Below are 20,219 nucleotides of genomic sequence, written 5' to 3' on the forward strand. Positions count from 1 at the left end.
ACGTGCGCTCATTCTTCAGGGGCGCATTCATGTGCACTTCATCGTGATGAAGGAAGACAGATGGGTTACAAAGAAATTTACGCTCGCTATCGCCAGCAGATCCTGGAAGGGAGCTTAAAGCCGGGCGATCGGGTGCCCGCGATCCGCGTGTTAGCCAGTGAGCTACAAGTCGCGCGTAAAACCGTGGAGGCCGCCTATGAGATCCTCATTGGAGAGGGATACTTTGTCAGCCAGGGCGCGAAGGGCACACGTGTGAACCCTGCACTGAATCTCGGCGAAGCCGCTGTGGTCAACGCGGCGCCACCTTCCACACCGCTCGAACGTCCGGTGATTGAAAGTAAAGGCGAGCTGCGGCTGGGTATTCCGGCACTGGATGAGTTCCCGCACAAGAAGTGGCTGCTGATCTCCGGAAAGGCGGCGCGAACGTTGCGGCCCGATGAAATGATCATGCCCGCCATCATGGGCTACCAGCCATTGCGTGAGGCGATTGCCAGCTATCTCAATATTTCGCGCGGGCTCAACTGCCAGCCGGAGCAGATTTTTATCACCACCGGTTATCGTGCCAACCTGCGCCTCATCCTGGCCGTGCTGGCCCATCCTCACGACAAAGTGCTGTTTGAAGACCCGGGCTATTTCTTTGGGCAGAAACTGTTAAAGCGCATCGCACCGAATCTGCACTATGTACCGGTGGATCGTGAAGGTCTCGACGTGGATTTCCTCCTGCGTTATCACTCAGACGCACGCTTCGCGGTCGTCACGCCAACCCATCAGAGCCCGCTTGCGGTGACGTTATCATTACCCCGCAAGCATCAATTGCTGGAGTGGGCGCAGCAGAATAGCAGCTGGATCATTGAGGATGATTACGATGGCGAGTTTCACTACACGCGCAAAGTGATCCCGGCGCTAAAAAGCCTTGATGTGCACGATCGGGTGATCTATACCGGCACTTTCAGCAAAACCATGATGCCCGCGATGCGCGTGGGTTATCTGGTGATGCCGCAGCAGACCATTGAACGCTTCCGCGAGCTGGGTGAAATCCTCGAAACCGGTTTGCCGTTGCTACCGCAGAAAATCCTCGCGCAATTCCTCAGTGATGGACACTTCTATCGCCATATCAAGAAGATGCGGATTCTCTACCAGCAGCGCCGCCGCATGATGCTGGATGCGCTACAGCACTGTTTCCCGCAGCTGTTTGACTTTGAACTCACTGATGGTGGCATGCATATCGTGGCCTTCCTGCGGCGAGGTATTCAGGATGTGGCACTGGCGGAGATTTGGCAGCGTCATCAGCTGCGGGTGTTACCGCTTTCTGGCTGGTATACACAAACCCAAAAACGCTACGGGCTGGTGATCGGTTACACCAATATTCGATCGTTTGAGCAGGCGGTGGATGTGCTGGGCAGGGTGGTAGAAGAAACTAACGGGTTGATGAGCTGATGGATTAATGGCCCTAGCGGCGCAATTTATTGCGCTCCCCATCAATAGTAAATAAGACGCGAGGGACAGCTCGCGTCTTATTCATGGTTACTTCACCCACTATCATTCCGGATGCAGAACGGCGGCTATCGAGAGACGCCCGATGCACTTACTCAGTAAGCGATGCGGGGGAACGAAAGCCGCCAACGCACCTGCAACCCGAAGTAGGGCGGGAATTACATGCCGATGTATTTTTTGCCTTGTTTCAGCACCACGTCACAGGCCTTGGTCTTCAGTTTCTCACCCATCGGCGAGTTGCTCAGACTCTGCAGATTCAGCTGCTGACCGTTGCCGGTGTTCAGCAAGCCCTGCAGACCCTGCTGATAATCGGTTTTCTGCTCTTGTGCGGCGGGGCTGCTCAGGCCAAGCTTGCTCAGCACCTGATCCTTCACTGATGAAACATTGTTATCCACCACGTTGTGCTGCACGCAGTAGGACATCACGCCTGCGGCGTTGGTCATGCTGTTGGAGCTAACCGCTTTGTCACCACCATTCAGTAAACCGCTCAGCGAAGAGAGCGACAGACCGCCGTTCTGCGTGTTGCTGGTGGTAGAGCCGCTGTTTTGCTGAGATAACTGCGATGCCGCGCTGCTCAGCTGATCCTGCCAACTCGCCGCCGATGCACTGCCTGCTGTCAGTGCTGCCGCGATACCCAATCCCAAAATGATGCGTTGTGTTGCTTTGTTCATCTCAACCTCTTTGTTTTATACATCTGACGTTGTCAGTTTTGGTTAAGAGAGGCGTAAGCACGGAAAGTTCCGAAGTGGCGGGAGTTTGGGAATGTTCTGGAATCTGCACAGGAAAGCGCCGAAAGGGCACTTGTGCTGCCGTGTTTGCCCCCCAGAACCTGCGAAGTGCTGGTTTTTTCAACGCTTAGCGCAAAGCGCTGTCGATTAGTGTTGCGCACTCTGTTTGTAACGGTATAATCGCCAACGTTTTCCGCATCCTCTTCAGTGCCGAAGTGGCGAAATCGGTAGACGCAGTTGATTCAAAATCAACCGTAGAGATACATGTCGGTTCGAGTCCGACCTTCGGCACCATCGATTGATGCAAAATTAAGTCGCTTACGAGCGGCTTTTTTTGTGTCTGAAATTCACTAATACACACTCCCTCTAAACGAAAAAATCTTCAATAATCCTGTAACGAAAACATATAACTCAATGTTTTTTTTATTGTTGATTCATATGGAAGGTATGAGCCTTAAACAGTAATATCTCAGATGATTTAAATTATTTTACTCAGATAGTTAGCATCGATTTCACCGCACCCAATACCCCACCGTCACCTGATTACTCAACACCGTAACCGCTGGCGCTATCGTGCCGCGCACCGCTGAAAAATACTCAAACCACAACGGTCCGCCAGCCGGGAAGCCATGCGGCAGGGCCATCTCTCCACGCAATCCCGGCAGCTTCACGCAGCGACCGCCACCGCAGACCTGTACCTGAAACCCCATGGGTACGGGCCCATCGACGGCGATGCGCCATGCCAGATGCCTGGCCATCGCGCCCGCAGGAGGTGGCACGACAGGCTGTACCGGACGGCTTTTAAACACTTGTTTACCCTGAGTGATCACGCCGCCAAAGCTCTGGCTGCTCCATGATCCTTCCGCAGCCAGCGCCAGCGGCGAGAATAACAGCAGCCCAAACCACATCCAGCATCGCATCAGCTTTTACCCCCAATCAGCCACGTCATCCGCACGTTGCGCTGGCTGCTGATCTCCTGGCTTGAGAGCACCGCCATCTGCGGGAACATGCGGCGCAGATAGCGCGACAGCATCAGGCGCAGCGCCGGATTCACCAGCAGCACCGGCGGCGCACCTAATCCTTCCTGATGCATCAGCGCTTGTTCGGTCTGTTTCATCAGGCTCTCGGCAATGCCCGGCTCAATGGCGCTGCCGCTTTGCGTGGCCTGTACCAGCAGCTGCTCCAGTGACACATCCAGCCCAATGACCTGAATGTCCTCCTCGCCGGGGAACCACTGCTGTGTAATGGCGCGCGCCAGACGTGCTCGCACGCGGGCAGTAAGTTCATCGGCATCGCTGCTGGCCGTAGCAAACTCCGCCAGCGTGTCGATAATAGTGCGCATATCGCGGATCGGCACGCGCTCTGCCAACAGGTTCTGCAACACCTTGTGCAGCAAGGTCAGGCTGATGACGGCGGGGATCAGATCCTCCACCAGTTTCGGAGCATGTTTGCTGAGCTGGTCCAGCAACTGCTGCGCTTCCTGACGGCCAAATAGCTCTTCGGTATGGGTCGAGATCAGATGATTAAGATGGGTGGCGACCACGGAACTCGGGTCGACCACGGTATAGCCCAGCGTTTGCGCCAGTTCGCGCTGCACCTCGTCGATCCACAACGCGGGCAGGCCAAAGGTGGGCTCGATGCACGGCGTGCCGGGAATCTCACCTTCGGCGCAGCCGGGATCGATCGCCATCCAGCGGTCGGGCTGGATCTCGCCGTGGCCGATCTCAACGCCTTTGAGCAAAATGCGATAGCGAGTTGGCGGCAAATCAAGGTTGTCACGGATATGCACTGCAGGGGGTAAGAAGCCCATCTGCTGGGCGAATTTTTTGCGGATACCGCGCACGCGCGTCAGCAACTGGCCTTGCTGCTCATGATCGACCATCGGGATCAGGCGATAACCGACTTCCAGTCCAAGCTCATCTTCCAGCTGAACATCAGCCCAGCTCGCTTCGTTGACCTGCGCAGCCTCGCTCTCTGCCCGCGTCACGGGCGAAGCACCGGCTGCCGGTTGCTGCAGGGCGCGGCCGCGCAGCCACCAGGCTAATCCGAGCAACAGGGCGGTAAACAGCAGGAAAACGATGTTCGGCATGCCGGGAATCAACCCGAGCAAGCCAATCACCACGGCGGCCAGCGTCAGCACGCGCGGAGAGGTAAATAGCTGGCCCACCATCTGCTCGCCCACATCCTGATCGTTGACCACGCGCGTGACGACCACGCCCGCTGCGGTGGAGATCACCAGCCCTGGAATCTGTGCCACCAGGCCATCGCCAATGGTCAACAGCGTGTAAGTCTCACCCGCCCCGCCCATGGTCATGTCATGCTGCATCACGCCGATGATCAAGCCGCCAATAATGTTGATCGCCATGATCATCAGTCCGGCAATCGCATCGCCGCGCACAAATTTACTGGCACCGTCCATCGATCCATAAAAGTCCGCTTCCTGCGTCACCTCTTTGCGACGGCGCTTGGCTTCGTCTTCGCCGATCAAACCGGCGTTGAGATCGGCGTCGATCGCCATCTGTTTACCGGGCATGCCATCCAGTGTGAAACGCGCGCCGACTTCAGCGATACGTCCGGCGCCTTTGGTAATCACCATAAAGTTTATAATAATCAATATGATAAAAACGATAATGCCAATGGCGAAATTGCCGCCCACCAGGAAATGACCAAAGGCTTCCACCACCTGGCCCGCCGCATCTGAGCCGGTGTGGCCTTGCATCAGAATCACGCGCGTCGAGGCGACATTCAGCGCCAGGCGCAGCAGGGTGGAGAACAGCAGCACGGTGGGAAACGCCGAGAACTCCAGCGTCTTCTGCGTAAACATCGCCACCAGCAGGATCATGATCGACAGTACGATATTGAAGGTAAACAGCAGATCCAGCACGAAGGTCGGCAGCGGCAGGATCATCATCGCGAGGATGGTCATGATCAACACCGGCCCGGCCAGCACCTGCCACTGTGTCTCTTTCAGCGTCGGCAAACGTAATTTTGTGGCGATATTAGCCATCACTCTCACTCTCTTGGGCAAAATCCAGTTTTTCCGGGACCGGCAAATTCATCGGGCGTGACGGTGGGTTGCCGTAGCCTTTGCGCCAGCGGCGCAGGCCGTAAACCCACGCCAGCACTTCCGCCACGGCGTTATACAGTTCGGTTGGCACGGGGGCGCCGGTCTCGCAATGGCGATACAAGGCGCGTGCCAGTGGTGGAGCATCCAGCATCGGGATGCGGTTCTCAGCGGCGAGTTCGCGGATGCGCAGGGCAATCAGGCCGCTGCCTTTCGCCACCACCACCGGCGCGCCCATGCTGCCTTCCTGATATTTTAGCGCCACCGAGTAGTGCGTTGGGTTATTCACCACCACATCGGCGTCAGGCACGGCAGCCATTTGTCGTTGCTGCGCCATCTGGCGCTGCAACTGGCGAATACGGCCTTTCAGCAGCGGATCGCCTTCCTGTTTTTTGAACTCATCTTTCACGTCCTGACGGCTCATACGCAGCTTTTTCCAGTTGCTCCACAGCTGATACACCACATCGAAAATCACCATCGGGATCAGCGACAGGATGATGATCAGCATGCACAGCATCAGTAACTGACTGATATCGTTAAGCGCCATGTTGAGGGGTTCAAACATCAACGCGACCAACTGGCTTTTATTCAGCATCAGGAACAGACCGCCGCCGGTCGCCGCCAGTAAGACTTTAAGGATCGCTTTCACCATCTCGGACAGCATCTGTGAAGAGAACAGACGTTTGAGGCCCGACAGCGGGTTGAGCTTTTTGGGATTGAACTTGATCGCCTTGCCGCTGAGGTTGAGGCCACCGATGATTGCCGGCGCCGTCAGCGCGGTGAGATACAACCCGCCGACCAGCGGCAACAGCGCCAGCATAGCGATCCCCAGTAAGGATGCGGCCTGATCCAGCATATGCTGCGGATCGCGCACCAGCAGGCGATCAAACGCCAGTCCGTTGTGCATCAACTGCTGCAGCTTTCGCGCCAGCTGACTGCCACCGATCGCCATCAATCCCCAACCCACCAGCAGCATGGCCAGCGTGGTCAGTTCGCGCGATCGCGGAACCTGTCCCTCTTCCCGTGACTTTTTAATGCGTTCGGGTGTGGGATCCTCGGTCTTCTCGTTGTCGCTCTCTTCAGCCATGACGCATCAGAAACCCAGCGAGTCCAGCAGATCATCCACCTGCTCTTGTGAAGCGGCGATCCCCTGAGCGTGGGGATCGACTTGCGGCCCGTTCTTCAACTGCACTTCGCTCGGATCCTCAGGCGCATCACGATCGCCCATGTTCTCGACTAACACGCTGATCAGCTCGCGCTCCACGGTATCGATCACCTGCATCAGGCTGTTCAGCACCTGGCCGGTGAGATCCTGAAAATCCTGCGCCATCATGATCTCGGTGAGTTCGTCATTGGTCTGTTGGGTTAAATCAGGCACCCTTTGCAGATAAGCGCGGGTGTCGTGCACCAGCTCGCGCGCCTGATCCAGCGGTTGCGGATCGGCAAACCAGCGATCCCAGCGATCGCTCAGTGCGCTGGCGTCATCGCTCAAAGCCAGCTGTAGCGGGCGCGCGGCCTCGACGCTGGTCAGGGCGCGATCGGCCGCCTGCGAGGTTTTACTCACCACGTAACGCAGGCGGTCACGCGTATTGGGAAACGCATCGGCCACCTCAAAGATGGTCTGCTCCAGACCCAGATTAGCCATGCTGTTACGCAGCAGGCGTGTGAGATGCCCGATACGTATAAACAGATCTTTCGGGTTTTCACTCGGCATATCCGTGGGTGAGTTCATGCTGATTACCCCAGTTTTTCAAAGATTTTGCCGAGCTTCTCTTCCAGCGTGGCAGCCGTGAAGGGCTTGACGATATAGCCGTTCGCGCCCGCCTGTGCGGCGGCAATAATGTTCTCGCGCTTGGCTTCGGCCGTGACCATCAGCACCGGTAGTTTGGCCATGGCGGCATCGCTGCGAATGGCCTTCAATAGTTCCAGCCCGTCGAGATTGGGCATATTCCAGTCGCTGACCACGAAATCGAACGTGGCGGCACGCAGTTTATTCAGCGCATCCTGACCATCCTCCGCCTCTTCAATATTTTGATAGCCGAGGTCCTGCAGCAGGTTACGCACGATGCGTCGCATAGTGGCAAAGTCATCTACCACCAGAAAACGCAGGTTTTTATCTGACATCTCAATGTTCTCCTGAACCGGTTAATCCATTTATTTGCGTTGTAGGTTGTTGCTGAAACCGTCGAGTAAACGCTGGCCGACCTGATCCAAATCCACCACCTCACAGGCACCGTTCAGCGCAATGGCTTCGCGCGGCATGCCGAACACCACACAACTGGCTTCGTCCTGCGCCAGCGTCCAGGCACCGGCCTGCCGCAGCGTTAGCAGGCCGCGTGCGCCATCGTTGCCCATACCGGTGAGGATGGCAGCGCTGGCGAGTTTGCCTGCCTGCTGCGCCACGGAATGGAAAAGCACATCCACCGACGGGCGATGGCGATTGACCGGCGCGTTGTCGCTGATCTGCACTTCGTAACCCCGGCTGAGGCGCACGATCTCCAGATGACGATCGCCCGGCGCAATCAGGGCATTGCCCGGCAACAGCGGTTCACCGTGTTCGGCTTCACGTACCGAAATCTGGCACAGTGAGTCCATGCGTTGGGCGAAGGAGCGGGTAAAACCGGCTGGCATATGTTGGGCGATGACGATGCCGGGACTGCTTAACGGCATCTGTGTCAGCACCCGGCGCAGCGCTTCGGTGCCGCCTGTAGACGAACCAATGGCGATAATTTGCGAGGCATCGGTCTTGATGCCAGCCAGTAGCGCACCGGAGGCAGCGTTGAGCCGATAGCGATTGGGATTGGCTTTGGCGGCTCCACGAATTTTGTCTGCCAGCAGCGCGCCCCATGCCGCCAGATCGCCGGGCATCTGGTTACCGGGTTTAGGGATAAAATCCACCGCGCCCTGTTCCAATGCATTGAGCGTGGCGCTGGATCCGCGCGTGGTCATGCTGGAGATCATGATCACTGGCATGGGCCGCAGCCGCATCAGTCGGCTCAGAAACTCCAGCCCGTCCATGCGCGGCATATCAATATCCAGCGTCAGCACATCCGGGTTGAGTTGTTTAATCAGGTCACGGGCGATCAGCGGATCGGGTGCCGTAGCCACCATCTCCATATCGGCCTGCTGATTGACGATGGCGCTGAGCATATTGCGCATTAAGGTGGAATCATCCACCGCCATCACGCGTATCCGCTTCAAGGTGCAACCTCCATCCGTTCGTACACTGATTGCCCGCGCAACTGTAGAGGCAGCGTGGGCTGGGAGAAGTGTTCAGAGTGGCCAACAAACAGCAAACCGCCGGGTTTAAGCAGACGAGCGAAGCGCTCAAGCAGCCGCAGCTGGGTAGGAAAATCAAAATAGATCATCACGTTGCGACAGAAAATGGCATCAAACGGCTGTGGCAGCGGCCAGCTGTCCGCCAGCAGATTGATCTGTTGATAATGGATGTTCGCCAACAGCGCGGGTTTCACTTTGACGTACTCGCGACTGTGACCACTGCCGCGCAGAAAATAGAGGCGTTTCTGCGTCTGATTCAGCATTTGAATGTCGCTAAAGCGATAGATTCCCGCCTGCGCTTTGGCCAGCACATCGGTATCAATATCAGACGCCCAGACGCGTAATCCGCTGCCCAAAACCTGATCCAGCGTGATGGCGATTGAACAGGGTTCTTCACCGGTCGAGGCGGCGGTACACCACACGCGATAATCTTTCGGACGCTGGCGTGCATGTTCCGCCAGAATCGGGAAATGATGCGCTTCCCGGAAAAACGACGTGAGATTGGTGGTCATGGCATTGATAAAAATCTGCCACTCCGGCTGCTCAGGGTGGGATTCGAGCAGGTCGGCATAAGCGGTAAAGGTGTTCAGTTTGAGTTCGCGCACCCGGCGTGAGAGACGGTTAAATATCATCTCTTTTTTTTGTGTATTTACCACAATGCCGGCGCGCTGATAAATCAGTTTTCCCAGGCGAATTAATTCAATATCGGTTAATGACAGCGAGCCGGGTAATAAGCGCGCAGCTGTGGTGTTATTTTCATGCATTGCCATCAAGCCTTATACCGGCGTATTCATCACTTCCTGATACGCAGCAATCATTTTATTTTTAGCCTGCATGCCAAAGCTAAATGAAATTGAGGATTTCTGCATCGCCAGCATCACATCGTTAAGGCCGAGATCGCTGCTGCCTGACATCCACTGCTGCGTTTTGGTTTTGGCATCCAGCTGGGTTTTATTTATCTCATTGATACTGTGCAATAACCTATCTGAGAAGGAAGGGGTGTTATCGCGCGGAGATATCGCGCCTGTGACTTGTTGCGCCTGAGATTGAATCTGATCGAGTACGCCTCGTAATAAGCTCGCTGACATGCTTCACGCCCATTGGAATAAGAATACAGAGCGGCAGATTAGCATTCGAGGCTATTCATCAGAAAATGCAATAAGACAACACAACTTCGAGCTTATTGCCCATTAATAAATCGCGCTTTCGATGAATAATGATTCTCTGAATATTCCTGATGACCTATCACTATTTTTACAGGAAGGCGGCATGAGTGCCACGTTAAAGGATTTAAATCATCACCCGTCCGCACAATTAAAATCGGTGCTGTTATCGCTGCGATCCAGCCCGAAAATCGCGCTGGCAATTGCCGCAGCGGCCACGCTTTCGGTGGTTATCGCGCTGGTGATGTGGGCCAATCAGCAGAGTTACAGCATCCTGCTCAGCAATATCAGTGATGAAGACGGCGGTGCCATCGTGGCGCAGCTCACCCAGCTGAACGTCCCGTATCGCATTGACGCATCCAGCGGCGCGATCCGGGTGCCAGAAGGGCAGGTGCATGAAGTCCGTATGAAGCTGGCGCAGCAGGGTTTACCCAAGGGCGGTGCAGTCGGCTTTGAGCTGCTGGATCAGGAAAAATTTGGCATCAGCCAGTTCAGCGAACAGGTGAACTTCCAGCGTGCGCTGGAGGGGGAGCTGTCGCGCACCATTGAGAATCTGGGTCCGATCCAGTCGGCGCGCGTGCATCTGGCAGTGCCCAAACCGTCCCTGTTTGTGCGTGAGCAGAAAGCGCCTACCGCCTCGGTGAGCGTCAATCTAATCAACGGCCGCACGCTGGATGAAGGCCAGATTGTGGCGATAACGCATCTGATCTCCAGTGCGGTAACCGGCCTGGCAGCAGAGAACGTCACGCTGGTGGATCAGCGTGGCAATTTGCTGACGCAGAGTGGCATGCGCGGTCTGCAAACCTCACAGCTGAAATACACCAACGACATTGAGTTTGATTACCAGCAGCGAATTCAACGTATGCTGGCGCCGCTGGTGGGTGAAAACAACGTGCGCGCGCAGGTCACGGCGCAGATCGATTTCACCCAGCTGGAGCAGACCCAGGAGCAATATCAGCCGAATAGCGATCCGCAAAAAATGGCGATTCGCAGCCGACAGGCCAGCCAGGCAGAGCAGGGCAACAACAGTGGCACTGGCGGTGTTCCTGGCGCACTCAGCCATCAGCCGCCCACGCCCGCCACGGCACCGATTACCCAGCCATTAGGTGACAGCGACAGCAAGCGTCCCGCAGGCCAGCCTTTCAATAATCGCAACGACGAGACCACCAATTTTGAGCTGGACCGCACACTGATCCACAGCAAATCCAGCATAGGCCGCATTGAGCGTCTTTCGGTGGCGGTGGTGATTAACCATCTGCCGCAGGGCGAAGAGGGCAGCGTGAGTGCGATGAGTGATGAGCAGCTGGCCCGCCTGAATACCCTGGTGCAGGAAGCGATTGGCTATCAAGCCACGCGGGGAGACAGCATCAATATCATGCATGCGCCGTTTAACGGCCTGGTCGATGAGCCTCCGCTGCCGCTGTGGCAGCAGGCGAGTTTCCACACGCTGTTAATGAATCTGTTTCGCTATCTGGTGGTGGCGATCATCGCCTGGATCATGTGGCGCAAACTGGTGCAACCGAGCTGGGAACGCCATCAGCAGACCACGCTGCGCCAGATGGAGCTGGAGAAAGAGGCGCGCGACGAGGCCGCTGCAGCGCAAAAACATGCGGCAGAGAACGATGTGCGCCAGCGTGCTCAGCAGCGTGCGCATACCGAAATTAGCACTCAGCAACTGCGTGAGCTGGCAGAGCAGGAGCCTCGCGTGATTGCGCTGGTGCTGCGCCAGTGGATGAACCAGGAGGGCAGGCCATGAATGCGGCAGATAAGAGTGCGGTGGTGATGCTGACGCTGGGCGACGAGCTGGCGGCAGAGGTGTTTAAGCATCTCAATGCGCATGAGGTGAAGCAGATCGGCGGTGCGATGGTCAACATGGCCGGATTTAGCCATCAGCAAATGGCGGCGGTATTGCAGCAGTTTGAACAGGATTCCAGTGAATATGCCGCGCTCAGCCTGAACACCAATGATTATCTGCGCAGCGTGCTGGTGAAGGCACTGGGCGAAGATCGTGCCAGTTCGCTGCTGGAAGATCTGCTGGACACCCAGCAGGGCAGCAACGGCATGGAAACGCTCAACTTTATGGAGCCGCAGGCGGTGTACGATCTGATTTGCGAAGAGCATCCGCAGATCATCGCCACCATTCTGGTGCACCTCAAGCGCAATCAGGCCGCTGATGTGCTGGGCAAGTTTGAAGACCGCGAGCGCAACGACATCATGCTGCGCATCGCCACCTTTGGCGGCGTCCAGCCTGCCGCGCTGCAAGAGTTGACCGAAGTGCTGAATACCTTGCTGGATGGTCAAAATCTCAAGCGCAGCAAAATGGGCGGCGTGCGACCGGCTGCCGAAATCCTTAACCTGATGAAAACTCAGCAGGAGGCTTCTGCGATTGAAGCGGTGCGCGATTTTGATCAGGAGCTGGCGCAGAAACTGATCGATGAGATGTTCCTGTTTGAGAATCTGATTGAAGTGGAAGATCGCCATATTCAACGTCTGCTGCAAGAGATTGAAAATGAAACTCTGTTGATTGCGCTAAAAGGGGCCAACGAGGCGTTGCGCACCAAGTTCCTTGCCAACATGTCGCGCCGCCAGGCGGAGCTGATCCTCGACGATCTGGCTTCGCGTGGCCCGGTGCGCTTGTCGCAGGTTGAGGCCGAGCAGAAAACCATCCTGAATATTGTGCGCAAACTGGCGGAATCCGGTGAGATTGTGATTGGAGGCAGCGACGATGCCTATGTCTGATCACGCACAATGGCGCCGCTGGCAGCCGGATAACCTGCTGCAGGAAGCGGCGGAAATCACGGTTGAAATCGATAGCACGGCCTCAGAGGCCCAGCGGCAGGCGGATCTGGCGCGCCTGCGTAAACAGGCTGAACAGCAAGGTTTCAGTCAGGGAATGAAACAGGGTGAAGAGGCGGGTCAGCAGCAGGGCTACGAAGCTGGATGGCGCGAAGGGCATGAAGCGGGTCTGGCGCAGGGCATCGAACAGGCCGCAGCACAGCAGCAGGCACTGTTGCGTCAGGCCGAGTGCTGGCTGCAAAACTTCAGGCTGGCGCGCGAGAATCTCGACAGTGTGATCCCCGGTCGTCTGGTGCAGTTGGCGCTCACCGCCGTGCAGCAGTTGTATGGCCGCCAGGCACAGATCGATCACCCCGCGCTGCTGCAACAGATTCGCCAGTTACTCCAGCATGACGCACTGCTGCACGGCACTATCCAGCTCTACGTGCATCCCGACGATCGTGCGGTGATTGAGCAGGCACTGGCGCAGGCGTTAACTGAGACGGGCTGGCAGCTACACAGCGATGCACAACTGGCGCCCGGCGGCTGTCGCATTACCTCGGCTGAAAGCGAGTTCGATGCCAGCCTGGAAACGCGCTGGCAGGCGCTGTGCCAGCTGGCGCGTCAGGAGAATGTGCCATGAGCCAGCAACTCAGGCAGTGGCTCGATGCGCTCGACACCATTGAGCACAACATGGCGGCGGTGCCGGGGTTTCGCCAATACGGCAAACTGACGCGCGCCACCGGGCTGGTGATGGAAGCTGTGGGGCTGATATTGCCGATAGGCGCGCTGTGTCTCGTCGAGCGGCAGACCCCGCAAGGCAAAACCGTGGTCGACACGGAAGTGGTGGGTTTCAACGGCCACACGCTGTATCTGATGCCGCTGGCGCAGGTGGAGGGCATTGTGCCTGGTGCGCGCGTGTATGCGCCTGCGCACGATAGCGGCGGCGATAAACAGTTGCCCGTTGGGCCCCAGCTGTTGGGTCGGGTGCTGGATGCGCAGGGCCATCCGCTGGATGGCGGTGCTGCACTGGGCAAACCGCTGGCGAGCCTGTTCACCGCTTCACTCAATCCGCTGCATCGCGATCCGATCAAAAGCGTGCTGGACGTTGGTGTGCAAGCGATCAATGGCCTGCTGACGGTGGGGCGTGGTCAGCGCATGGGCCTGTTTGCCGGTTCCGGTGTGGGCAAAAGTGTTCTGCTTGGCATGATGGCGCGTTTTACCACCGCCGAGGTGATCGTGGTGGGATTGATTGGCGAACGCGGCCGCGAAGTTAAAGATTTCATTGAAAATATTCTGGGTGAAGCCGGGCGTTCGCGCGCAGTGGTAATTGCCGCGCCTGCCGATGTATCGCCGCTACTGCGCATGCAGGGTGCGGTGTATGCCACGCGCATTGCAGAAGACTTTCGCGATCGCGGCATGAATGTCCTGCTGATCATGGATTCCCTGACGCGCTATGCCATGGCGCAGCGTGAAGTGGCGTTAGCCATCGGCGAGCCGCCCGCCACCAAAGGCTATCCACCTTCGGTATTTGCCAGGCTGCCCGCGCTGGTGGAGCGCGCGGGCAATGGCATGGCAGGCGGCGGATCGATCACCGCGTTTTATACCGTATTGACCGAAGGCGACGATCCCCAGGATCCGATTGCCGATGCGGCACGCGCGATTCTCGACGGCCACATTGTGCTGTCACGTCGCCTGGCGGAAGCGGGGCACTATCCGGCGATTGATATTGAAGCCTCAATCAGCCGCGCTATGACCGAGCTGATCCCGCAAGCGCAATATCGCAAGGTGCAGCGCTTTAAGCAGCTGCTGGCCTGCTACCAGCGTAACCGCGATCTGGTCAGTGTCGGTGCCTATGCGTCAGGCAGCGATGCGCTACTCGATCAGGCCATCGATCGTTTTCCCGCTCTTGAAGCCTTTCTCCAGCAGGCGATCCACCAACGCAGCGACTACCCGACTGCAATGGCGGCGCTGGCTCAATTATTCCCTGACATCCCGGAGTGACAATGCACATGCGCAATCCCATGGTTATGTTACGTGACAGAGCCGAAGAGACACTGACCGCCTCCACGCAAACGCTGGGGCAGGTGCAGCAGACGTTGCAGCACGCCATGGCGCAGCATCAGCAGCTGCAAACCTATGCAGATGAGTATCAGCAGTCACTGCGGCGGGGCATGACGGGCAGCGGTATGTCGGTGGCGCATCTGGTCAACCATCAGGCGTTTATCGTGTCGCTCAATCAGGTGGTCAGGCAACATGAGAACCAGGTCGATCAGTGCGAACGTGCCGTCGATGGCGCGAAAAAATGCTGGATTAATGACAAGCAGCGCCTGAACGCGTTTGAAACCTTGCTGGCGCGGCGGCAGAGTGATGAGGCGCAGGCGGCCAGCCGTCGTGAGCAGAAGCTGATGGATGAGTGTGCGCAGCGAATCAATCATCAGCGTGGCCGGTTATGACGATGGATATCACGGCACTGCTTAACGGCAAACTCAGCGATGTGTTGAAAACCCGCGAGCCGACTGACGAGGATTTTAGCGAACTGTTACTGGAGAAGCAGGATGGCATGCTGGCGATGGAGGAACCTTTGCTATCGGTATTGGCCACTGCCATTTCCATGCGGAGTTCGGCATCGTCGAATTCCGGGCGGGCGCCAGCGTCTGCACTCACTGGCAGCGACAATCCCCGCTGGCAGTTGCAGCAGTTGATAAGCCAACAGACGGCCAACCTTCACGGATCGGCCCCAGCCGACTCCATCGGATTAGACGACGCCGGGTCTGATGCTACCGCCAGAGCCTTTAGCGCTGGCACGCGCAATATGCTTTTCGCAGACACGGATCGCCTGTCTGTCACGAATACGCGCCATGCACTTGTTGCTAATGCAGATAGTCTGCCTGCCGTGGACACGCGCCATGCGCTTCTCGCCAACGCGAGTAGCCAGCCTGTCGTGAAGACGCGCAGTCCGCTTCTCGCCGAAATGCGCGGCGCGCCCGCCGATCGCTTTAGTCAGCCAGGTTCAGGCAGCCGGTCACCTGTGCCGCAGCCCGAAGTTTCTGCCACGGCAGCCAGCGGCCAACTCGCCGAGCGACAAAGTACACCAATTCTGGCATCGCAAGCTGACACCATAGCGATCACCGAGCTGGGACTCTCCACCAATCATCCTACTCCGATGCCGTTACAGCGAGCGCTGCCCGCGCCGGCAACGGTCACGGTGGCCCTGCAACATCCACCTGAATCTCCCGCGTGGAAGCAGGAATTCAGCCAGCAGATTGCATTACTGAGCCGTCAGGGCGTGCACAGCGCGGAGATCCGCCTGCATCCGGAGAGCTTAGGTTCGTTGCAGATTTCCCTGCGCATGCAGCAAGAACAGGCGCAGATCCATATCGTCAGCGAACATGCTGGCGTACGTCAGGCCATTGAGCAGGCATTGCCGCAACTGCGAGCGGCGATGGCCGAGTCCGGCGTGCAGCTGGAGCAAGCCAGCGTGGGCAGTGAAAACCCACATGCCAATGCAGATGGCCAGCGCGGATCCTCACAGCCACCATCGCCTGACGATGCAGATGACCATCGAGCGGGAGAAGACGAATCCACCACAGAGTTAATAGCGTCAGCACCGGGAAATAGTTATGGAATAAATACCTTCGTATAAAAGGGTGAATTAGCCTCAGGTGTGAAATGACATTGGCTTATTCCACTCCATCGGAAAATATTATAATCATGCTCTTCATCAATATTGTTGAGTCTATTAACTCTCACGCTGAGTGTATTCATTATGGAAGAAGAAAAGACCGATAAACCAAAACGTAGCCGCCTGCGAACACTCCTTATTATATTTCTCACACTCAGCCTGGTAACCACCGGTGGCGGTGTAGCCTATTGGTTTTGGCTGGAAAAACAGAGCGTCTCGACTGACGAGCCGAAAGAACCGGTAATAGAAAAAGTAGATCCGGTCTATGTGCCGCTGAATACTTTCACCGTCAGCCTTAAACCCACCGAGGAAGAAGCTGATCGCGTGCTGTATTTAGGCATTACGGTGAGTTTTATTGACTCACAGTCATCGGCGACGTTAGCGAAATTTATGCCGGAATATCGCAGTCGGCTATTTATGTTATTCACCCAGCAAACTTTTGAAACGTTATCAACGGATGAAGGAAAGCATCAGTTGATTGCCGATATTCAAACGGCACTCAGCCAGCCATTGCCACATCAACAGGCAATCACGCCCGCTGAAGTGTTAATTAATGAATTTATTCTGCGGTAAATACTATGTCAGATAGCTTTTTGTCTCAGGATGAAATCGATCGCCTGCTGAATGCCGACAGTGATAGCAGCGCCCCGGTCTCAGACAGTGCAGAAGCCAGTGATATCCGGCCTTACGATCCGCATACGCAGCGTCGGGTGATTCGCGAGCGTCTGCACTCGCTGGAGATCATTAATGAGCGCTTTGCTCGTCAGTTCCGCATCGGGCTGTTTAATCTGCTGCGTCGTGGCCCGGATGTGACCGCTGGCAATATTCACATCCAGTCCTACCACGAGTTTGCGCGCAATTTGCCGGTGCCCACCAACCTGAATCTGCTGCATCTGCATCCGTTGCGCGGCACTTCGCTGATGGCCTTCTCACCGGGGCTGGTGTTTATGGCCGTGGATAACCTGTTTGGCGGCGATGGGCGTTTTCCCACCAAAGCCGATGGGCGCGAATTCACCCCCACCGAGCAGCGTGTAATTAACCGCATGGTGAGCATGGCGCGCGAAGCCTATGAGTTCGCCTGGAGCACCATTTTCAGCATCAAAACCGAGTACATTCGTTCGGAAATACAGGTGAAATTCACCAACATCACCTCATCACCCAATGACGTGGTGGTCACCACCCCATTTGCGGTCGAGATTGGCTCGCATCGTGGCGAATTTAATATCTGTATTCCGTTTAGCACCCTCGAACCGCTACGCGAACTGTTAAGCAATCCGCCGCTCAGCCACTCCCGCAGTGAAGATGCTCACTGGCGCGGCATGCTGGCGGGCGAGATGCGCGAAACCGAGCTGGAGCTGGTGGCGACCTTTGCGCAAATGGAAACCCGGCTCTCATCGGTGCTGCGCATGCAGCAGGGCGATGTACTGACCTTTGACAAACAGGATCGCATCACCGCCAGCGCCGGCGGTGTGCCGATATTCACTGCGCACTACGGGGCCGTGAATAACCAATATGCCCTCAAGGTTGAACAAAAAATTCAGCCTGCATTGTCATCAATAAGCAAGGAGCCACATCCCCATGAGCGATAACCCAACCTCGACGGGCGCTGAAGATCCCTCTATCGACAATCTTTGGGGAGACGCCATGAGCGAGCAGCAGGCTGCCAGCAGCGCGTCGCAAAGCACTGACGATTTGAGCCTGATAATGGATATCCCAGTGAAAATGACTGTGGAATTGGGCCGTACAAAAATGACTATCAAAGAGCTGCTGCGTCTCAGCCAGGGTTCAGTGGTGACGCTGGATGGTCTGGCGGGAGAACCGCTGGATATCCTGATCAATGGCTATCTGATTGCCCAGGGCGAAGTGGTGGTGGTGTCGGATAAATTTGGTATTCGCATCACCGAAATCATCACGCCGTCTGAGCGTATGCACCGGCTAAGTCGCTAATGATCACACACTCTGCTGATGATTCGCTGCTTATGACGCTGCTCGGTGCGCTGGGATTGGTGATATTACTGATGCTGTTGCTGGCATGGAGTGCGAAACGCAGCGGCTGGCTGCAGCGTTATCAACGCAGCCATCCGGCCATTAATGTGGTGGCGCGTCTCTCGCTCGGCGCGCGCGAGCGGCTGGTGCTGGTGGATATCGGTGAGCAGCGGCTGTTGCTCGGCGTCACCGCGCATCAAATCACCTGCCTGAGCCAATCACCGCAACCTGACGCTAAGGACGGACGATGAAAGGGCGCGCGGTCATGGCGTTGCTGCTGCTCTTCACCGCCGCCAGCGCCGGGGCGGCCAACAGCGACATTGTCATCGCCCGACCCAACGGTGAAGATGGCTGGACGCTGCCGCTGCAGACGCTGGTGTTGCTGAGCGGCTTTACCTTTATTCCCGGCATTTTGCTAATGATGACGGGTTTCACCCGCATTGTGATCGTGCTGGGGTTACTGCGCAATGCGCTGGGGACGCCCACCGCACCACCGAATCAGGTGCTGGTCGGGCTGGCGCTGTTCCTCACTTTCTACGTGATGTCGCCAGTGCTGAACCAGATTTATGAAAAAGCGTGGCAGCCGCTGCAAAACAACAGCATCACCATGGAAGTAGCGTTGGCGGAAGGGGTTAAACCGCTGCGCGCGTTTATGCTGGATCAAACGCGTGAAGCGGATCTCGCGCTATTTGCACGTATCGCCAAAGCACCGCCGATGAGCGGGCCGGATGCAGTGCCGCTCAGTATTCTGGTGCCTGCCTTTGTCACCAGCGAATTGAAAACCGCTTTCCAGATTGGCTTCACGATATTCATCCCGTTTTTAATTATCGATTTAGTGGTCGCCAGTATTCTGATGGCGCTGGGCATGATGATGGTGCCACCCACCACCATCGCGCTGCCGTTCAAACTGATGCTGTTTGTGTTGGTCGACGGCTGGCAGCTGCTGCTGGGTTCACTGGCACAAAGTTTCTACAGCTAAGGAGCCGCGAATGACACCCGAAAGTGTGATGGTGCTGGGCATGCAGGCGATAAAGGTAGGGTTGATGATTGCCGGGCCGTTGCTGCTGGCCGCACTGGTCACCGGGCTGGCGATCAGCATCATGCAGGCCGCCACTCAAATCAATGAAATGACCATGACCTTTATCCCGAAGATCCTGATGATTGTCGGCGTTGCCGTGTTACTGGGTCCGTGGATGCTGAAAATCTTTATTGAATACATGCGCACGGTGTTCACCAGCATCTCATTCGCGATCGGCTAATGGCGTTTGGCATCCCGTTTGAGCTGCTGACCGCGCAGATTGCCCACGTGTTTTTTATTATGGTGCGCGTGGCCGCGCTGCTGTTTGTCGCGCCGATTTTCAGTGAGAAGGCGATCAGTAAACGGCTGCGGGCTGCACTGGCGCTGCTTATCGCCTTGCTAATTGCCAGCAGCGTGGAAGATGCGCAGGTGGCGTTGATGTCGTGGCGCGGTGCCTGGCTGGTGGTGAAGCAGGTTGTGATCGGTGCCGCGCTCGGTCTGATGCTGCAGCTACTTTTCGCTGCGGTGCGTTTGTGCGGCGAGATCATTGGCATGCAGATGGGACTTTCGTTCGCCACCTTTTTTGACCCTAATAGCGGCAACACGCCGGTTATTTCACGTTTGCTCAACCTGCTGGCGATGCTGCTGTTTCTCAGTATCAATGGTCATCTGTGGCTACTGGCGCTGCTGGCAGAGAGCTTTACCAGCCTGCCGGTGGATGCCGAACCGTTACACGCGGGTGGCCTACGTTATCTGGTGATGCAGGGCGGGTTGATCTTCAGCCAGGGATTGATGCTGGGATTGCCAATCATCACGCTGTTGCTCTGTATCAATATGACGCTGGGGTTGTTGAACCGTTTAACCCCGCAGCTCTCGATCTTCGTGGTGGGTTTTCCCCTGACGTTAGGGGCGGGCATGCTGGCGCTGTTCCTGATGGGCGATACCTTGCCCCCCTTTTTTACCCACCTCACCGCGCGCATGTTTACTCACCTTGAACAGCTGTTAGCCACGCTACGCTAAATAATCT

Annotated in this window: 23 protein-coding genes and 1 tRNA gene; 15 read left to right on the plus strand and 9 right to left on the minus strand. The window is 56.7% G+C overall.

Annotated elements, in window-relative coordinates; translation table 11 throughout:
• Positions 1-60 precede the first annotated feature (60 nt).
• Complete coding sequence (pdxR, locus tag QMZ65_RS17675; protein WP_283216435.1) at positions 61-1,437, plus strand: MocR-like pyridoxine biosynthesis transcription factor PdxR; 1,377 nt, start codon at positions 61-63, stop codon at positions 1,435-1,437.
• A 215-nt stretch (positions 1,438-1,652) separates the two neighbouring features.
• Here pdxR and QMZ65_RS17680 read toward each other — a convergent pair whose 3' ends face one another.
• Positions 1,653-2,165: a YjjA family protein gene (locus QMZ65_RS17680; protein WP_283216436.1), complete on the minus strand. Its 513-nt coding sequence runs from the start codon at positions 2,163-2,165 to the stop codon at positions 1,653-1,655.
• Between the two features lie 266 nt (positions 2,166-2,431).
• On the opposite strand from QMZ65_RS17680, the gene QMZ65_RS17685 reads away from it, so the two are divergent.
• Positions 2,432-2,516 (plus strand) — tRNA-Leu (locus QMZ65_RS17685).
• Between the two features lie 218 nt (positions 2,517-2,734).
• Here the strand turns inward: QMZ65_RS17685 and QMZ65_RS17690 are convergent.
• Genes QMZ65_RS17690 through fliE form a run of 8 tightly spaced genes read right to left on the minus strand, consistent with a single transcriptional unit; the run spans position 2,735 to position 9,653 of the window.
• On the minus strand, positions 2,735-3,142 hold the full coding sequence (locus tag QMZ65_RS17690; RefSeq protein WP_160833930.1) for a flagellar protein FlhE: 408 nt from the start codon (positions 3,140-3,142) through the stop codon (positions 2,735-2,737).
• Entirely contained in the window at positions 3,142-5,229 is a 2,088-nt protein-coding gene (gene flhA, locus QMZ65_RS17695; protein WP_211729341.1) for a flagellar biosynthesis protein FlhA, read from the minus strand. The genes QMZ65_RS17690 and flhA overlap by 1 nt, the downstream gene beginning before the upstream one ends.
• Positions 5,222-6,373 carry a flagellar biosynthesis protein FlhB gene (flhB, locus tag QMZ65_RS17700; protein ID WP_097118234.1) on the minus strand — a complete coding sequence of 384 codons (1,152 nt, stop codon included), beginning with the start codon at positions 6,371-6,373 and terminating at the stop codon, positions 5,222-5,224. The genes flhA and flhB overlap by 8 nt, the downstream gene beginning before the upstream one ends.
• A gap of 6 nt (positions 6,374-6,379) precedes the next feature.
• Positions 6,380-7,018 carry a protein phosphatase CheZ gene (cheZ, locus tag QMZ65_RS17705; protein WP_034826394.1) on the minus strand — a complete coding sequence of 213 codons (639 nt, stop codon included), beginning with the start codon at positions 7,016-7,018 and terminating at the stop codon, positions 6,380-6,382.
• 5 nt (positions 7,019-7,023) lie between these two features.
• Positions 7,024-7,410, minus strand: a complete 387-nt coding sequence (cheY, locus tag QMZ65_RS17710) for a chemotaxis response regulator CheY (protein ID WP_034826392.1) — start codon at positions 7,408-7,410, stop codon at positions 7,024-7,026.
• 30 nt (positions 7,411-7,440) lie between these two features.
• Positions 7,441-8,487, minus strand: coding sequence for a protein-glutamate methylesterase/protein-glutamine glutaminase (locus tag QMZ65_RS17715; RefSeq protein WP_097118235.1), 1,047 nt, complete (start codon positions 8,485-8,487; stop codon positions 7,441-7,443).
• Complete coding sequence (locus QMZ65_RS17720) at positions 8,484-9,329, minus strand: CheR family methyltransferase (RefSeq protein WP_097118401.1); 846 nt, start codon at positions 9,327-9,329, stop codon at positions 8,484-8,486. Before QMZ65_RS17720 ends, QMZ65_RS17715 begins: the two co-directional genes overlap by 4 nt.
• A gap of 12 nt (positions 9,330-9,341) precedes the next feature.
• Complete coding sequence (gene fliE / locus QMZ65_RS17725; protein WP_283216437.1) at positions 9,342-9,653, minus strand: flagellar hook-basal body complex protein FliE; 312 nt, start codon at positions 9,651-9,653, stop codon at positions 9,342-9,344.
• Between the two features lie 181 nt (positions 9,654-9,834).
• On the opposite strand from fliE, the gene fliF reads away from it, so the two are divergent.
• From fliF to fliR, 13 genes are all read left to right on the plus strand, one after another.
• Positions 9,835-11,484 carry a flagellar basal-body MS-ring/collar protein FliF gene (gene fliF, locus QMZ65_RS17730; protein ID WP_283216438.1) on the plus strand — a complete coding sequence of 550 codons (1,650 nt, stop codon included), beginning with the start codon at positions 9,835-9,837 and terminating at the stop codon, positions 11,482-11,484.
• Complete coding sequence (fliG, locus tag QMZ65_RS17735) at positions 11,481-12,467, plus strand: flagellar motor switch protein FliG (RefSeq protein WP_097118238.1); 987 nt, start codon at positions 11,481-11,483, stop codon at positions 12,465-12,467. Before fliF ends, fliG begins: the two co-directional genes overlap by 4 nt.
• Entirely contained in the window at positions 12,454-13,146 is a 693-nt protein-coding gene (locus tag QMZ65_RS17740; RefSeq protein WP_283216439.1) for a flagellar assembly protein FliH, read from the plus strand. The genes fliG and QMZ65_RS17740 overlap by 14 nt, the downstream gene beginning before the upstream one ends.
• A complete protein-coding gene (gene fliI / locus QMZ65_RS17745) occupies positions 13,143-14,507 on the plus strand; it encodes a flagellar protein export ATPase FliI (protein ID WP_160833935.1) in 1,365 nt (454 codons plus the stop codon). Before QMZ65_RS17740 ends, fliI begins: the two co-directional genes overlap by 4 nt.
• 2 nt (positions 14,508-14,509) lie before the next feature.
• Positions 14,510-14,959, plus strand: coding sequence for a flagellar export protein FliJ (fliJ, locus tag QMZ65_RS17750; RefSeq protein ID WP_097118241.1), 450 nt, complete (start codon positions 14,510-14,512; stop codon positions 14,957-14,959).
• 2 nt (positions 14,960-14,961) lie between these two features.
• A complete protein-coding gene (locus QMZ65_RS17755; protein ID WP_249221770.1) occupies positions 14,962-16,149 on the plus strand; it encodes a flagellar hook-length control protein FliK in 1,188 nt (395 codons plus the stop codon).
• Positions 16,150-16,272: 123 nt separating this feature from the next.
• Positions 16,273-16,761: a flagellar basal body-associated FliL family protein gene (locus QMZ65_RS17760; protein ID WP_211729345.1), complete on the plus strand. Its 489-nt coding sequence runs from the start codon at positions 16,273-16,275 to the stop codon at positions 16,759-16,761.
• Positions 16,762-16,766: 5 nt separating this feature from the next.
• The gene (fliM, locus tag QMZ65_RS17765) at positions 16,767-17,777 is read left to right on the plus strand and encodes a flagellar motor switch protein FliM (RefSeq protein ID WP_097118243.1); all 1,011 of its coding nucleotides are present in this window, start codon (positions 16,767-16,769) and stop codon (positions 17,775-17,777) included.
• A complete protein-coding gene (fliN, locus tag QMZ65_RS17770; RefSeq protein WP_097118244.1) occupies positions 17,767-18,135 on the plus strand; it encodes a flagellar motor switch protein FliN in 369 nt (122 codons plus the stop codon). The genes fliM and fliN overlap by 11 nt, the downstream gene beginning before the upstream one ends.
• Positions 18,135-18,425, plus strand: a complete 291-nt coding sequence (gene fliO / locus QMZ65_RS17775) for a flagellar biosynthetic protein FliO (protein WP_211729346.1) — start codon at positions 18,135-18,137, stop codon at positions 18,423-18,425. The genes fliN and fliO overlap by 1 nt, the downstream gene beginning before the upstream one ends.
• On the plus strand, positions 18,422-19,153 hold the full coding sequence (gene fliP / locus QMZ65_RS17780; protein ID WP_211729347.1) for a flagellar type III secretion system pore protein FliP: 732 nt from the start codon (positions 18,422-18,424) through the stop codon (positions 19,151-19,153). The genes fliO and fliP overlap by 4 nt, the downstream gene beginning before the upstream one ends.
• Before the next feature lie 10 nt (positions 19,154-19,163).
• Positions 19,164-19,433 carry a flagellar biosynthesis protein FliQ gene (gene fliQ, locus QMZ65_RS17785; protein ID WP_097118247.1) on the plus strand — a complete coding sequence of 90 codons (270 nt, stop codon included), beginning with the start codon at positions 19,164-19,166 and terminating at the stop codon, positions 19,431-19,433.
• Positions 19,433-20,212, plus strand: coding sequence for a flagellar biosynthetic protein FliR (fliR, locus tag QMZ65_RS17790; RefSeq protein ID WP_097118248.1), 780 nt, complete (start codon positions 19,433-19,435; stop codon positions 20,210-20,212). Before fliQ ends, fliR begins: the two co-directional genes overlap by 1 nt.
• Positions 20,213-20,219: the final 7 nt, after the last annotated feature.

Source organism: Pantoea sp. EABMAA-21 (assembly GCF_030053335.1).
Taxonomy (GTDB): domain Bacteria; phylum Pseudomonadota; class Gammaproteobacteria; order Enterobacterales; family Enterobacteriaceae; genus Pantoea; species Pantoea communis.